Here is a 14892-nt window from a genome sequence, read left to right on the forward strand (position 1 = left end):
ATAAAATACATATGTATCAAGTAAAAACTTCTCATTTCTTCATCATACTACCATACTTGTATGGTAGTATGAAAGAAGCAATTCCAATTTATATCCATTTATCTAATTGCAGGCAGAAAAAATAGACAGAGGAGCGATGAAGTATGCAATTATCTCGAATAAGTAAGGAAATAGAAATAAACCGAAGCGTAGAGCAGGATATAGGATCAGTTATGAAAGCAGCTGTTATGAATACGCCCGGAAATATAGAGATTAGGGAACTTCCTGTTCCTGAGCTTGGCCCAGATGAAGTATTGGTTAAAATCATGGCGGTTGGCGTATGCGGCTCGGATCTCCACTACTATGAACATGGGAGAATTGGGCGTTATGTTGTAGAAAAACCAATCATTCTTGGTCATGAATGTGCGGGAATCATCGCGAGAACAGGGGAGAACGTGACCCGTGTACAAGCTGGGGACCGTGTAGCTATTGAACCTGGTGTGACGTGTGGCCGCTGCCGTTACTGCAAGGAAGGCAGATATAACTTGTGTCCTGAGGTTCAGTTTTTAGCAACACCTCCGGTAGACGGTGCTTTTGTACAATATCTCGCTATTCGTGAAGACTTTGTGTTCCAAATTCCAGATGAGCTTTCTTATGAAGAAGCTTCACTGGTGGAGCCATTCTCGGTCGGTATCCATGCTGCCTCACGCTGTAAACTCAGCCCAGGTTCCACCGTTGCCATTATGGGAATGGGCCCGGTCGGGCTAATGGCAGTGGCTGCTGCCAAATCATATGGAGCAAGCCGAATTATCGTCTCTGATCTGGAACAGATTCGTTTGGATGCTGCGATAAGAATGGGAGCAACGGAAGCGATCCATGCAGCAAAGGAAGATACGGATGCTAGAATTCGTGAGATCACAGAGGGTATAGGCGTGGATGCAGCTTGGGAGACCGCGGGCAGCCCCCGGGCATTGCAATCGGCGCTTGCTTCTCTTCGGCGCGGCGGAAAGCTCGTGATTGTAGGACTGCCTGCACAAGATGAAATCCCGCTGAACGTACCATTTATTGCAGATAACGAGATTGATATTTACGGGGTATTTCGTTATGCCAACACCTACCCGGACGGCATTCGTTTCCTTGCAAAAGGAGATATCCCTGCAAGTACGCTCATAACCGACCGATATCCACTTGAACAGACACAAGAAGCCTTGGAAAGGGCCATTCATAACAAGAGCGGCAGTTTGAAAGTAGTTGTCTATCCTAACGGAATGTAGAATGTAGATTCGTAAATGGAGGGTTATGATTTTCAAGGTGCTGGTGTCCCTTATGAAGGAGATATAGCTATTAACTATTAATTTCATAGGAAACAGGTATTTAATTTCATGTAATTTGCTGTGCCATAATGGCTGTAGGTTCTTCTATATTAGGGAGATGAGGTCAGGATGGGACAACGAACAAGTAAGGGACAGTCATGGGCATCTGAACATTACGATGAGAAACTTTCTTTTGTATCCGAGATGGGCAGGGGAGTGATCGATTTACTTGAACCCGCAGAGGGGGAACGTATTCTCGATCTTGGTTGTGGAACGGGGGATCTAACACAGGGGATTGCTTTAAGCAAAGCGCTCGTAACGGGGATGGATCTCTCCCCTTCGATGCTGGAGAAAGCGCGGATTAAATATCCTAATCTGAATTTTGTAGAAGGAAATGCAGAGTGTTTTACGGTACAAGAGCCTTTGGATGCGGTATTCTCCAACGCTGCCCTGCACTGGATGAAGAATGCGGAAGATGTGGTCCAGTGTGTTCATGATGCACTGCGTCCTGGAGGCAGATTTGTGGCTGAGTTCGGAGGACAACATAATGTAGGAACCGTGGTTCAGGCTATCAGCGAAGTGCTGATGGAGCAGGGGATCGATGCGGGAACACGGAGCCCTTGGTATTTTCCGAGTATCGGAGAGTACAGCGTTCTTCTTGAAAAACACGGCTTTCGGGTCACGTATGCACTGCATTTCGATAGACCTACCCCGATGCAAGACGGAGAGGCGGGACTCAGGCACTGGCTGAATGGATTTGCAAGCCCCTTCTTCACAGATGTATCACCTGAGTTCTTAAACAAAGCTTATGATGAGATCGCTGAGCGAATAAGGGCGGCTCTATATCATGAGGGAACTTGGAACATCGATTACAAACGTCTTCGTATAAGAGCAATCAAATTATAAAATAATCCAGGATGAATAATGACAAGCTACCTTTACACAGAGTTCCGTGACGAATCTTTGAATCATGCTTCAAGAAGCGGCGGAAAGTGTATAAAAGAGTAACGGGATATTGTCCCATAGAGAGGAGCTTAGACTATGTATGATATTTTACCTGGAGAAAACGAATTCTATGTGGATCAAAATGGAGAAAAGGCAGCCAGCATTGGCTTTATCCCTCGCGGTAAGGATTCAGAAGGTTATGAAGTGATCGACGTAGATCATACCTCTGTATCTGATGAGCTGCAAGGAAAGGGAGTTGGCGCAGCCTTGGTGAAGAGAATCGTAGAACATGCAAGAGAAAATAATCTGCGCATCGTACCTACTTGTCCTTTTGCAGAAAGTACAATCAGCAAACATCCTGAGTATCAAGATGTTCTAGCGAAACAATAGTCGCTAATTATAGATGGATATGAAAAAGACCTGGGTTGATTTCCATTGTACGTATACGTGTAAGGTATACTTGCAAAGGGAAGATTCCAGGTCTTTTTGTTTGAATTTTATGCTTGTATCTTAGATTCCCATTCATCACGCAGCATGCTCATCAGAATAAGGTCATAGGCTTTGCCTCCGCGAAGCACGGCAGCGCGCTTTCTGCCTTCCTCTATAAAACCTGCCTTTTTATATGCATGATAAGCTACTTCGTTATAAGAGATCACTTCAAGACCAACGCGGTTTAAGTTCAATTCGTGGAAAGCGTAGCGCAAGATAATCTGCAGTGCATCGCTGCCATAACCTTTTCCCCGATCTTTCGCTTTACCGATGCCGATGGCAAGTTTCGCAGCCTGGTTATTCCATTCAATGCTGTGCAGGGCCACAAATCCGATCAGACGATCTTCATCAATGGTGCGCAACATGAATTCTACACCGTTCTCTATCTTTGCGCTTTTGGGGCCCGCTTCTGCTACGGTTTGCGGAACGGCATAATCGGTATCTAGGTTACGCATATAATCGTAGTCCTCTGTATAAGCGGCTAAGGTCTGAGCATCTTGCTGGATCGCGGCTGCGAGGCGAACCTTGCTGCCATGAAACCAGTTGGGGTTAGTCGTTGTTTCCAAGGGGATGGTACACTCCTTTAATATCAAGTTCGTCTATGTACATTATAGCGGGTATTCATATAAATATCTTCCATATAAAGCTTGTCAGTTTAAGTCTAAGCCGTTATCGTTATACTAGATTCAATAAAGTACCGATGATTAAGAAATGAATGGAGATATAAAATGACAAGCATGAACACAAATCAGGCAGCAAGTTTACTTGAGAAATGGATTGTTTTTCTCGATATGGATAATCCGAAGGCATGGGACAAGGACGAATACAGCTACATCAAAGACAGTTGTAAAATGATTCGATCTTCCGTAAGTTGCCTGCGAGGTAAAAGTCAGGGGAAAGGACCTTCCCGCAGGGAACTGTCTGATCTGCTGGAAGAGTTTATTGAAGAAATTGCGCTGGATGACCCGAATGAATGGGAAAAGGAAAACAAGGATTTTGTGAGTGAAGTGCTGGAAGCAGCGCGATTCACGGTGAAGTTTCTACGTCAGAAATAGCTGAATACGTAAAGAAAGGGATCGCGTTTATATAAACGTAATCCCTTTTTTGATGATTAATGATGATCGAGAAGTTAGTTTGATTCCGGAGCCCGTTGATATACAAAATCTTCTTCCGCATCTTCGTCAATCGATCCTGCATCCATATTCATTCCGTAATAGATCTCATCCATCTCAAGTTTGAGCTGCTCCGAGATGTCCTTCTGTTCTTCTTCGCTGAGTGTATCCTTTGTATATCCAAACAGATAGTTATTCAGGTCAAATTCTTTCAATTTACATTTGGTATGGAAAATATGATGCTGATATACATTGATATCAATCATATCAAATTGTTGCTGTACACTCTCAGGAATATAGTTCTGAATGGAACTAATATCATGGTCAATAAATAATTTCTTGCCGTTAATATCCCGCGTAAAGCCGCGGACCCGGTAATCGATCGTCATAATATCCGTATCAAAAGAATGGATTAAATAGTTCAGTGCCTTCAGCGGTGAAATCTCCCCGCAAGTAGATACATCGATATCGGCCCGGAACGTACTGATCCCCTCATGAGGATGGAATTCCGGATACGTATGCACGGTGATATGGCTTTTATCCAAATGCATGACCACATGATCAGGAAGCGGCCCCGGTGACTCCTCAAAAGATTCCTCTCCTGCACCATCCACAGGTCCTTCTGATACAAGCAGTGTTACGCTGGCTCCTTGGGGAATATAGTCCTGCTTGGCCACATTCAGTACATGGGCTCCAATAATATGAGCTACATTTGTTAAGATTTGAGTTAATCGATCCGCGTTATACTGTTCATCAATATATTCAATATAGGCTTCGCGTTCTTCTTTGGTCCGGGTATAACACACATCATACATATTAAAGCTGAGTGATTTCGTCAAGTTGTTGAAACCGTGCAGCTCGATTCTTTGTTCTGGAGTGAGTGTCATAATGATGCCTCCTGTCCCTAGGGTGACTTGGTATCTGTAGGTACCTTTATGTACTTTAACCATATCGTGGGTAGCTTAAAGCGTTTTTTGACGATTTATATTGAAGTTATCCGAACTGGGTTTATATGGTAAAGTAGTTTAAGAGAATGAAAGTGTATAAAAGTAAAGTGAATTGAAAGAAGTCCGGCGGAGAATAAGAACACCCTGAGAGAGGCGGAAATATCGATGGAATATCGTGGTTCGCAGTTTTATGACCGTAAGGAACAGTTTGCAAATTATACAGCCCGGAGAGGCATGCCGGAGAATGCGAACGATACGCTGGAGGAACCGATCATTTGGGAGATGACGGGCGAAGTGAAAGGCTTCTCGGTACTGGATATTGGATGCGGTGATGCCCAGTTTGGACGGAAGCTGCTAGATGCAGGAGCTGGGAAGTATACCGGAATGGAAGGATCACAGAATATGTATGGTCTTGCTGTTCAATCATTAGAAGAGGTAGCAGATCGGGGGAATGCGATATTCACCACAATTGAGGACTGGGTTGCAGCAGAAAACAGGGCAGAAGCGGACGCAGCTATAGCCGAAAAAGATGCAGGTTCCTATGATCTGGTCATATCCCGTCTAGTTCTTCATTATCTTGAGGATTTAGCCCCTCTGTTCACCAAGCTCTATGAGATTCTTAAGCCGGGAGGAAGATTTATTTTCTCCATCGAGCACCCGGTTATCACCTCTACACTTGAGCCCTCCGGCATTCGCACTAACTGGGTCGTGGATCAATATTTTGTGCCAGGTTATCGTACGCAGGAATGGATGGGCGGACCGGTAATGAAATATCATCGTACGGTAGAAGATTATTTTCAGACAGCTTGCAGGGCAGGATTTAAGGTATCTAATCTTCGAGAGTCTAAGCCGGTACGGGAACGATTTATCCATGAAGAGACCTATGAGCGCAGACTTCGGATTCCTTTATTTTTATTCATGGAGCTTACGAAAAATTCGTCCGAATCGAGGTAAGGCATGCGATATACAAAGACGATGATAAAAAGGCGGCCTAGCCATCACTGGATGTTCTTGCTTCTGCTGTCTATGAGTTTGCTTCTAAGTGGTTGTGAGGAACCAATTCCTGGGCTAACGAAGTCGAAAATACATAGGGACACCATCAATCACAGTACTAGGTTCCACCACTATGAGCTAGGTGATACAGAACATGCGATATTCTATAAACCTGTCAGCCCAGATCTCCTGCTGGAGAAGTATGCTATACTGCGCCCAGGGCGCCAAATTCAGTTTAGCAGCAAGGACATGCCTTTTGAGGTGGAGAAAGAAGAAGCATTTCTTGTGCAGTACGGCAGTAAAGAATCCCCTAGTTATCAGGTTCAACTGAACTATTATGGACAAGCAGATGACTATGGCCATTACGGAGATTTGTTTTATAAGATTAACATGATGGAAGTAAAGGAAGATCCTTTTCAATCGTATATTCCACACCATGACGGAGATCAGGATTATTTGCTGAACCGGGTGGATGTGAGTACAGACGAAGCAGGAACAACGTTTTACCACTTCATTCAGACGACAGACAGCTCGTATGCGTACAGTTCTTATGTAGAGAATGAGATGGGTGACGTCATTGTATTGACAACGGCGGCGGATGAAATTATGTTTTACAAAAATGGATTTATGGTCGAGATTGGCTATCTCACTCCTTCAAGATATAACGATCGGGAAAGGGTCCCAAACGAAGTGGTAATTGCCGAGATGCTTGCAACCGCTCAGAAGCTTGCGAAGCAGCTATGATATGAAAAGAAAGATACCGAATCAGAAATAAGAAAAGGATACCAAGAATTTTGATAGGCTTCATATTTAGATGAAGTTTCTTAGAAAAAATAAAAACTCGGGATTTCGCATGAAGCGAAGCCCGAGTTTTTAACGTTTATTTTGGCTGATTCTTCTGGAAAGGTCTAAGGAATCCTTTTGGTACAGGACTCTCAAAACGCATCAGTTCGCCTGTTCCCGGATGAGTGAAAGCGAGCACTTTCGCATGTAGCCCAAGTCTGCCGATGCCGCGGCTGCGCGCACCATATTTCTTATCTCCGGCCACCGGATGTCCCAATTCCTCCATATGAACACGAATCTGATTCTTGCGTCCGGTTTCGAGCTGAACTTCCAGTAAGGAGTACTCACTTTCCGCTTCCAGCGTTTTGAAATGGGTGATGGCTTTTTGGCCGTTATTAGGGTAAGGCGAAGAGTACATTTTGAGCGTTTTACTCTCTTTTAAGTAGGATGTGATAGTACCTTGGCTTTGTTTTACTTTTCCTTCAACAAGGGCAATGTAAGTACGTTCTTCTACGGTATCACGCCAAGTATCTTGGAGTGCTTTTTGAATCTCTTCACGCTTCGCAAACAGCATCACACCTGATGTATCCCGGTCTAGACGGTGAACGATGAAAATACGATTGCTTGGATGTTCTACACGTACATGCGTCATTAACTGACGATAAGCCGTTACTTCTTGCTCCTTATCGGAGGCAACGGACAATAGTCCGGAATCTTTATGAACGACAATAATGTCGTTATCTTCATACAGAATACTCAGTCCCAGAAGGGGAGGAGCTTCTTCTTTTTTCTCGCTGATAATGGAAATCGTCATTCCAGGTTTAAGCGCGTAATTGTATGCTGTTACCACTTTGCCGTTAACGAGAATTTGTCCTCTCGCCAGCATGGATTTGATCGCATTACGACTCTTAGAGAGATGAGTAAGCAAGTAAGCAAGCAGCTCACTGCTTTCTTCTACAACATAAGCCTTAGGTGAATCTACGGAAGATCCTGTTTTTTTGCTATTTGGGCGAGGAGCGGAGAAGGTGCTCCCTTTCGATTTTTTATGTGATTTCGCATGACTTTGCGCCTGGGGACGAGTACTGTAACCATCCTCTGTGCTAAGATGCGGTGCTTGTTTTTTTCGCATGCCTTATGGCCTCCTGATTGGGTAAAAAGATTGTCCGGTTTAATTCCGATTGTCTTGGTTAATATACCACGTAGAGGGTGGAAATGCACGAACACAGCCCGTTAGCAATTCGCATTCGTTAGATCTTCCATGGTAAGCTACTTGTATATAGAATAGAAAAACATCTATAGAGGGAGAATACACAACATGAAGACGAAAAAAATGTGGTTTAAATGGATGGCAGGAATGACTTTAGTCAGCGTATTACTCGCAGGATGCAGTACAACAACGGTAGACAATAATGGAGAAGGTTTGAAAGACCAAGATGAACCTCAAGTAATAAAAGTCGGGGTACCTGCCGGTTCCAGTAAGGAAATGGTAGAAAAGACGATGAAAGATCTCGTTGAAAAACAAGGTTCCAAATTGGAAGTGGTAGAGATCAGTGACCCGGATGAATCCTTAACGGAACTGACGAATGGTTCGATTGATGCTTTTCTAAATACATTTACCAATAACAGTGATAATGCTGTAACGTCCATTATTGCCGTGCCGACAGAGCCGCTTGCGCTTTATTCCAAATCGGTTACTGACGAAGATGCTATTGCGAAGAACAGTACAATCTTCCTTCCAGAAGAGCCGATTTTGCTGACTCGCGCATTATTAATGCTGGAAGATGAAGGTGTGATTGGGATTCGTACCGGCGCTTCTTACACGGACATGTCAATCGAGACTGCGGTAACGGACAATCCGAAGAACGTTACGCTAAAAACCATGCCAGTAAATGAATTGGGACAAGCGGTAACGGATGAGAGTACAGAACTCGCTTTGATGCCTGTTACGATGGCAGCAGAAGCCGGATTTACGGATAAAGATGAGCTGGATACGGAGGATATTCCTGAGAATCTGATCAATCGACTCGTTGTACGTGCAGCAGATCAGAATGCTACCTTTGCCCGTACGCTTAAAGAAGTCGTTCAATCTGCAGAATACAAGAAGCTGCTTGATCAGAACTTCCCAGAATTTGAAGAACCGGACTGGATGGATTAACCAAGAGTTTGAAGGAATCTATAATCAATCTGGATAAATCTCTTATCCAATAAAATAAAAATAAAAAGGTACTCCCTTATCGTTCGTATATGAACGCAAAAAGAAGTACCCAGACTGCAGGAAAACTAGCTTAAACTAGTCTATCTGCAGTCTTTTTTTAATTTTATTACATTTCATTTCTGCCTATTACTTATGCTTACTCAAGATATCGAAAATAATGCGGGCGTTGTCTGTGTTATCGATCAGTCCTGCAAACCGATCTTTGCCTGGTCCATATGCGTACACAGGAACATCATCTCCTGTATGACCGCCTGTTGTCCAGCCGGTAAAAGAACGGTTATCAAAGATGGCTTCAATGGCATTATCAATATCGGTTACCTTTTTTTCTGTCGCTGCGTCTTGTACAGACTTGATCTCTTCTGAAGTCAGTTCAAGATCAATGTATTTCTTAAGCGTATCTTCCACAGAACTTCCTGCAGCGATCTCTGCTGCCATAAAGTCAGGTGTGCGTTTCGCTGCTTTGATCGGTGCTGCGAGGAAATTGTATTCGCCGTCTTTTCCAAGCGTAAGTCCACCAGTAGAGTGATCTGCTGTAGCTACGACAAGCGTTTCACCATCTTCTTTTGCAAAATCAATGGCGGCTTGGAAAGCCTTCGCGAAGTCTTCCATCTCACTCATGGAACCCACGATATCATTATCATGACCTGCCCAGTCAATCTGGCTGCCTTCGATCATGAGGAAGAAGCCGTTCTCGTTCGTACTCAGGCGATCAATCGCTGTATCTGTCATCTCTGCCAGAGAAGGAGTTGCACTGGTACGGTCGATTGTTTTATCGAGGCCGCCATCTGCGAACAAACCTAGGATTTGGTTGTTGTTATCTTTCAGTAAGGCACTGCGATCCGTAACATAGCTGAATCCCGCATTTTGAAATTCTTTGGTCAAATCACGATCTTCTCTCACGAAATTTGATTTCCCGCCGCCAAGCAAGACATCCACTTTATGTTTTCCATTCACAAGCTGATCGAAGTAGTCATCTGCGATGGCATCCATGTTTTTACGGCTAATATCATGCGCACCGAAGGCAGCAGGGGTCGCATGTGTAATCTCGGAAGTAGCGACAAGGCCTGTTGATTTTCCGTTTTCTTTGGCTTGTTCGAGCACGGTTTTTACTTCGGTATGATCGTTATCTACCGCAATGGCTGCGTTATACGTTTTGACTCCAGCTGACATCGCCGTTGCTGCAGATGCAGAGTCCGTTACATTCTGGTGCTCATCTTCAGGATACGTCATTTGTGCGCCAACGAGGTATGGATCGAACTCGGTTTTCTCCATAACAGGAGTTGAAGGGTTATCTTTCATATAGCGGTAAGCTGTTGTGTAAGGAGTCCCCATCCCATCACCAATCAGAAAAATAATGTTCTTAATTTTCTTCGTCTCTACACTGATTGCATTCACCGTGTCTACAGCATGTGCTTGTCCTGCAGAAAGAAGCGTCGAAGCCGCAAGCGTGATCCCGAGAATGGCGGGCACCATTTTTTTCGTTTTCTTATGTAGCATGTTTATATTTCCTCCTCTTCATCACTTAGGAAAAGATTGTAATTGTGTATTGATTAATTGAAGAATAACACTGGAATGTAAAAATAAAACTTCATCTTGATCAGCGGAATATTAATATTTGTAATTTTGTAAAACCTCGATGAAATCTGAGAAACTTCCAGGATCTGTGCATTTGCAGTGCTTTATCTTGTTAAATCGATTGTTTATTCTCTATTCAATCCCTTGATGTTAGTATGTATTATTCGGTACACTTAATAGAATGAACGGAAGAAAGTACGAATGGATAAGATGAAGTTTTCTTTTCCTGAAAATACAGGAGAAGGTGAGGAGTTTTTGAAAGATGAGTATTCAGACAAAAACAATGACAGAAGCGCAGGAAATGCTGCAAACTTATTTTGGATATCCTGATTTTCGGGAGGGTCAGAAAAAGATTGTAGAAAGCCTGCTTCAACATAATGACACGCTTGGCATTATGCCGACGGGCGGCGGGAAGTCGATCTGTTACCAGATCCCGGCCTTGCTGTATTCGGGTCTGACTTTGGTCGTGTCTCCGCTGATCTCCCTAATGAAGGATCAGGTCGATGCGCTGCTTGCCATGGGCATTCCTGCTGCATATATCAATAGTACGCTGAGCGGACGTGAAGTGAATGACCGGATCAGAGCTGCTCGCAGCGGTGAACTGAAGATGCTCTATGTTGCACCGGAGCGGCTTGAGCTGGACTGGTTCCGTGATGAGATGGCACAGCTTCAGATTTCTTGTGTAGCAGTGGATGAGGCTCACTGTGTATCTCAGTGGGGTCATGATTTTCGGACGAGTTATCTATCGGTAGCTCCTTTTGTAGAATACTTGCCAGAGCGCCCGATTGTAGCCGCTTTTACCGCAACAGCAACCCCGGCAGTAATGGAAGATATTCTAAGACTGCTGCGTTTACGTAATCCGGAGACGTTTGTCACAGGACTTGGACGAGATAATCTCGCCATGCAGGTCCTGCGCGGGGAGAACAAAAAAGAATATGTAATGGACTATGCCCGTGAACATGCGGACGAAGCGGGGATTATCTATGCTGCGACCCGTAAGGATGTAGATGATCTGTACAGCCGTTTGCAAGAGGCCGGAATAGCGGCAGGGCGTTATCATGCAGGAATGACAGATGAAGAACGTGCCGCAAGCCAGGAAGCTTTCTTGTTCGATGATCTAAGAGTGATTGTGGCAACGAATGCATTTGGGATGGGTATCGATAAAAGTAACGTGAGATATGTGATCCATTATAATATGCCGAAAAATATGGAAGCCTACGTTCAGGAGGCAGGACGTGCAGGTCGGGACGGCGAACCGAGTCAGTGTATCCTGCTGTTCAGCGCACAAGATATCATGACTCAGAAGTTCCTGCTGGAGCAGGGGGATGCAGATCCTGAGCGCAAGCGCAACGATTATCGTAAGCTTCAGCAGATGATTGACTATTGTTATACGACGAAGTGTCTGCGCAGTGCGCAGCTGGACTATTTTGGAGAGGAACATGACGATACGGGCTGCGGGATTTGCAGTTCTTGTACGGATGACCGGGAACTCATTGATATGACCGTTGATGCCCAGAAAATCTTCTCCTGTATTCACCGGATGAGAGAGCGTTTTGGCGTGTCTCTTGTGTCGATGGTACTCAAAGGTTCGAGAAACAAAAAAGTGCTGGAATATGGTTTTGACAGTTTGCCTACGTATGGAGTGATGTCGAATCGCTCGGAAAAAGAAATCTCCGAAATCATTAACGTACTCGCCTCCGAAGGTTATCTTGCTTTGTCGGAAGGACAGTACCCCGTGCTGAGACTTCAGCCGCTTGCGGTCGAAGTACTGAAAGGACAGCGCGAAGTAATGCAGCGAGTGGCGAGAGTAAGCGCGGCTTCTTCAAGAAGCAGCAGATCTTCTAGAACAAGTAAACGGGATATGTCTCCATCTGCGGTGAATGAGACGATATTCGAACAGCTGAGACTGATTCGCCGTGAAATGGCAGAGCGCGAGCATGTACCGTCCTATATTATTTTTAATGATGCAACGCTTCGAGAGATGAGTGTGGTATGTCCGCAGAGCGAACGTGACATGCTGAAGATTAAAGGGGTCGGAGAAGTGAAGTACCGGAAATACGGACAACCTTTTCTCGATTTCTTCTTGAACCAAGGAAGTAGTGAAGTAGAAGTACCAGCTTATGATCCTTTTGAATTCTAATGGCAATAGAAGATAAGTGATAAATACAGGGCACTATGATGAGTAATTCCACTACGGTAAAGGTTGTGCGCATATGAAAGTAATTTTATCGACGCTGAATGCGAAGTACATTCATACTTCTCTTGCAATTCGTTGCTTGAAGGCTTATAGCGAAAAAGATTTTGATATTGAGCTTGCGGAATATACGATCAAAGACCCGGTGATGAACATCGTGTCTGATCTGTATCAGCGCGGAGCCGATGTGATTGGATTCTCTTGTTATATCTGGAACATTGAAGAGACGATCAAAGTGATTAATATTCTGAAAAGGGTCATGCCTGAGGTGAAAATCATCCTTGGCGGACCTGAGGTATCCTATGACGTGGAACACTGGATGAATCAGCTTCCGAACGTTGATTTTATCGTGGTCGGTGAAGGAGAAGAGACATTCCACCAGCTTTTGCAGGAGATTGAAGGGAAGCAGAAATACCACTTTGTATATGGACTCGCTTACCGTAAAGGGGAAGAGGTTATCGTGATGCCTGGCCGGCCGAAAGCCGACCTGAACGAACTGCCATCTCCGTATCGTTTTCCTGAAGATATTCCGGATCTTGGGAAACGAGTGGTTTATTTTGAGACAAGCCGCGGGTGTCCGTTTAACTGTCAGTTCTGTCTATCGAGTATTGAAGTTGGAGTGAGGTACTTCGATATTGAACGAACGAAAGCAGACATTCTGTATCTGATCGAAAATGGTGCGAAACTGATCAAATTCGTAGATCGGACGTTTAATATTAAGCGGGATTATGCACTCGAAATGTTTGAGTTCCTGATTCAAAATCACGGGGGCTGCGTGTTCCAGTTCGAAATTACAGCAGACATCATGCGTCCAGAAGTGCTGGACTATCTGGCGGAGAATGCACCTCCTGGGGTGTTTCGTTTTGAGATCGGGGTTCAGTCCACGAATGACCCGACGAATGAACTTGTAAAACGCCGTCAGAACTTTACGAAGCTTAGCCGGACGGTAAGCAAAATTAAAGCCAGCGGAAAAATTGATCAGCATTTGGACCTCATTGCCGGTCTGCCGCTCGAAGATTACGATACATTCCGTAAAACGTTTAACGATGTATTTGCACTCGGACCAGAAGAGCTTCAGCTTGGTTTCCTTAAAATGCTGCGCGGAACGGGTCTTCGTCTTGACGCAGACAAATACAACTACACGTACATGGATCAAGCACCGTATGAAATTTTGGGCAGCGATGTGCTTCCTTTTAGCGATATTGTAAGGCTTAAACGTCTTGAGGATGTGCTTGAGAAGTACTGGAATGCACACCGCATGGACCATACGCTGAAATACCTAATGGAGCAGGAATTCCCGTCTCCGTTTGACTTCTTCCAAGCTTTTGGCGACTACTGGGAAGGGCAAGGATGGCAGAAGATCGGTCATCAGTTAGAAGATCTATTTACCCGGCTTCGTTCGTTCCTGGAGCAGCGGGGGACCAAACAGATGGATCTCATCCTGGGCCTGATGAAGCTTGATTATTTCCTTGGTCACAAGTATAAGCCTCGTAAAATCTGGTGGGATTTCACGATGGAGAAAAGCGACTGGGCGTCGTATATCAAACGTCTCGCGGAGCATCCAGAAGATGTATCGCCTGAATTTGCCAGTCTTTCACTGAGTGAACGAGATCTTCAGAAACATGCGGTTCTGGAAGTGCTGCCGTTCCACTTGGAACGTCTACTCGCTGGTGTAACGCCAGACGATGCAAAAGGGCAGACGCTTCTCGTTACAATCTATCAGCAGAATGAAGATCAGAAGCCGGTTTATTTTACCTTGCCGCTGGGAGCGGAAGCGAAGTTGATCTAATGATGAAATGATGTAGGAAATAGATATCGATATTGATATCGATCAGGTATAATGACGAAATGTAAATAATCCCTGACCATAGAATGAATGTTGTTGTTGTCGTTTGTATGGTTAGGGATTTTTTAGTGGTGTCCTGCCATAGATAATAAAAAGATATGAAGTATTTAAATGAATGAAACATTTAATTGTTTATTTGCTGCCAATTCAGTCAGAGAGGTGTATTTTTGAAAGGTTTTCTTGTTTTTATTGGAATCATAATTATTAATGGTGTTTTATTTCAGTTTGTAAATTTTGATGGTTTACTACTGATAGACTTAGCTTTCATCATGACCCTTCTTGTTCTTATGTACGATAATCAAAAGGTAATCCTGCGGAAATTAAATCGTAAGAAAGATACCCGAGAACAAAAGAACTTGCTCGCCCAAAGGGAAGCAGCTGAGCGGAATTTTGATCAAAATGATCATCCAAGTATCGATGAAGTAAAAGAGTTGAATGAGCGATAATATGCCCTGTTTTAATTTACAAACTTGGGACCACTGCCTTTTTTATTAGGATAGT

14 protein-coding genes are annotated in these 14892 nt (G+C 44.2%); 10 read left to right on the plus strand and 4 right to left on the minus strand.

All coding sequences use genetic code 11. The features are described 5' to 3' along the window. Positions 1 to 212: 212 nt before the first annotated feature. The 3 genes from PV403_RS01195 (at position 213) to PV403_RS01205 (ending at position 2627) form a co-directional block, all read left to right on the plus strand. The gene (locus PV403_RS01195; protein WP_332083779.1) at positions 213 to 1253 is read left to right on the plus strand and encodes an NAD(P)-dependent alcohol dehydrogenase; all 1041 of its coding nucleotides are present in this window, start codon (positions 213 to 215) and stop codon (positions 1251 to 1253) included. A 168-nt stretch (positions 1254 to 1421) separates the two neighbouring features. Continuing rightward, positions 1422 to 2198: a methyltransferase domain-containing protein gene (locus tag PV403_RS01200; RefSeq protein WP_332083325.1), complete on the plus strand. Its 777-nt coding sequence runs from the start codon at positions 1422 to 1424 to the stop codon at positions 2196 to 2198. Between the two features lie 135 nt (positions 2199 to 2333). After that, entirely contained in the window at positions 2334 to 2627 is a 294-nt protein-coding gene (locus PV403_RS01205) for a GNAT family N-acetyltransferase (RefSeq protein ID WP_213533403.1), read from the plus strand. A gap of 107 nt (positions 2628 to 2734) precedes the next feature. Here PV403_RS01205 and PV403_RS01210 read toward each other — a convergent pair whose 3' ends face one another. Next, positions 2735 to 3292, minus strand: coding sequence for a GNAT family N-acetyltransferase (locus PV403_RS01210; RefSeq protein ID WP_332083326.1), 558 nt, complete (start codon positions 3290 to 3292; stop codon positions 2735 to 2737). A 162-nt stretch (positions 3293 to 3454) separates the two neighbouring features. Here PV403_RS01210 and PV403_RS01215 point away from each other — a divergent pair, with 162 nt between their 5' ends. After that, positions 3455 to 3781 carry a hypothetical protein gene (locus tag PV403_RS01215; RefSeq protein ID WP_332083327.1) on the plus strand — a complete coding sequence of 109 codons (327 nt, stop codon included), beginning with the start codon at positions 3455 to 3457 and terminating at the stop codon, positions 3779 to 3781. Positions 3782 to 3855: 74 nt separating this feature from the next. On the opposite strand, the gene speD is transcribed toward PV403_RS01215, so the two are convergent. Further along, a complete protein-coding gene (gene speD / locus PV403_RS01220) occupies positions 3856 to 4725 on the minus strand; it encodes an adenosylmethionine decarboxylase (protein WP_213533397.1) in 870 nt (289 codons plus the stop codon). Between the two features lie 225 nt (positions 4726 to 4950). Here speD and PV403_RS01225 point away from each other — a divergent pair, with 225 nt between their 5' ends. Both PV403_RS01225 and PV403_RS01230 read left to right on the plus strand, forming a co-directional pair. Further along, entirely contained in the window at positions 4951 to 5739 is a 789-nt protein-coding gene (locus PV403_RS01225) for a class I SAM-dependent DNA methyltransferase (protein ID WP_332083328.1), read from the plus strand. 3 nt (positions 5740 to 5742) lie between these two features. Further along, entirely contained in the window at positions 5743 to 6522 is a 780-nt protein-coding gene (locus PV403_RS01230) for a hypothetical protein (RefSeq protein WP_332083329.1), read from the plus strand. 136 nt (positions 6523 to 6658) lie between these two features. Here the strand turns inward: PV403_RS01230 and PV403_RS01235 are convergent, their stop codons facing one another. After that, positions 6659 to 7690: an RluA family pseudouridine synthase gene (locus PV403_RS01235; RefSeq protein ID WP_332083330.1), complete on the minus strand. Its 1032-nt coding sequence runs from the start codon at positions 7688 to 7690 to the stop codon at positions 6659 to 6661. A 186-nt stretch (positions 7691 to 7876) separates the two neighbouring features. Between PV403_RS01235 and PV403_RS01240 the strand changes: the two genes are divergently transcribed. Next, entirely contained in the window at positions 7877 to 8716 is an 840-nt protein-coding gene (locus PV403_RS01240) for a MetQ/NlpA family ABC transporter substrate-binding protein (protein ID WP_332083331.1), read from the plus strand. A 186-nt stretch (positions 8717 to 8902) separates the two neighbouring features. Here the strand turns inward: PV403_RS01240 and PV403_RS01245 are convergent, their stop codons facing one another. Then, the gene (locus tag PV403_RS01245; RefSeq protein ID WP_332083332.1) at positions 8903 to 10273 is read right to left on the minus strand and encodes an alkaline phosphatase; all 1371 of its coding nucleotides are present in this window, start codon (positions 10271 to 10273) and stop codon (positions 8903 to 8905) included. A 340-nt stretch (positions 10274 to 10613) separates the two neighbouring features. Between PV403_RS01245 and recQ the strand changes: the two genes are divergently transcribed. The 3 genes from recQ (at position 10614) to PV403_RS01260 (ending at position 14837) form a co-directional block, all read left to right on the plus strand. Then, positions 10614 to 12491, plus strand: coding sequence for a DNA helicase RecQ (gene recQ, locus PV403_RS01250; protein WP_332083333.1), 1878 nt, complete (start codon positions 10614 to 10616; stop codon positions 12489 to 12491). A gap of 73 nt (positions 12492 to 12564) precedes the next feature. Beyond that, a complete protein-coding gene (locus tag PV403_RS01255) occupies positions 12565 to 14334 on the plus strand; it encodes a B12-binding domain-containing radical SAM protein (RefSeq protein WP_332083334.1) in 1770 nt (589 codons plus the stop codon). 224 nt (positions 14335 to 14558) lie between these two features. Then, positions 14559 to 14837: a hypothetical protein gene (locus PV403_RS01260; RefSeq protein ID WP_332083335.1), complete on the plus strand. Its 279-nt coding sequence runs from the start codon at positions 14559 to 14561 to the stop codon at positions 14835 to 14837. The last annotated feature ends 55 nt before the right edge of the window (positions 14838 to 14892 follow it).

The sequence above is a fragment of the Paenibacillus sp. GYB006 genome, assembly GCF_036577645.1.
In the GTDB taxonomy this organism is placed as follows: domain Bacteria; phylum Bacillota; class Bacilli; order Paenibacillales; family Paenibacillaceae; genus Paenibacillus.

Bases quoted from the DNA above. Each gene is read 5' to 3' on its own strand.
- PV403_RS01225 (WP_332083328.1), top strand. From the start codon at position 4,951: ATGGAATATCGTGGTTCGCAGTTTTATGACCGTAAGGAACAGTTTGCA.
- PV403_RS01230 (WP_332083329.1), top strand. From the start codon at position 5,743: ATGCGATATACAAAGACGATGATAAAAAGGCGGCCTAGCCATCACTGG.
- speD (WP_213533397.1), bottom strand. From the start codon at position 4,725: ATGACACTCACTCCAGAACAAAGAATCGAGCTGCACGGTTTCAACAAC.
- PV403_RS01205 (WP_213533403.1), top strand. From the start codon at position 2,334: ATGTATGATATTTTACCTGGAGAAAACGAATTCTATGTGGATCAAAAT.
- PV403_RS01255 (WP_332083334.1), top strand. From the start codon at position 12,565: ATGAAAGTAATTTTATCGACGCTGAATGCGAAGTACATTCATACTTCT.
- PV403_RS01195 (WP_332083779.1), top strand. From the start codon at position 213: ATGAAAGCAGCTGTTATGAATACGCCCGGAAATATAGAGATTAGGGAA.
- recQ (WP_332083333.1), top strand. From the start codon at position 10,614: ATGAGTATTCAGACAAAAACAATGACAGAAGCGCAGGAAATGCTGCAA.
- PV403_RS01240 (WP_332083331.1), top strand. From the start codon at position 7,877: ATGAAGACGAAAAAAATGTGGTTTAAATGGATGGCAGGAATGACTTTA.
- PV403_RS01245 (WP_332083332.1), bottom strand. From the start codon at position 10,273: ATGCTACATAAGAAAACGAAAAAAATGGTGCCCGCCATTCTCGGGATC.
- PV403_RS01200 (WP_332083325.1), top strand. From the start codon at position 1,422: ATGGGACAACGAACAAGTAAGGGACAGTCATGGGCATCTGAACATTAC.
- PV403_RS01235 (WP_332083330.1), bottom strand. From the start codon at position 7,690: ATGCGAAAAAAACAAGCACCGCATCTTAGCACAGAGGATGGTTACAGT.
- PV403_RS01215 (WP_332083327.1), top strand. From the start codon at position 3,455: ATGACAAGCATGAACACAAATCAGGCAGCAAGTTTACTTGAGAAATGG.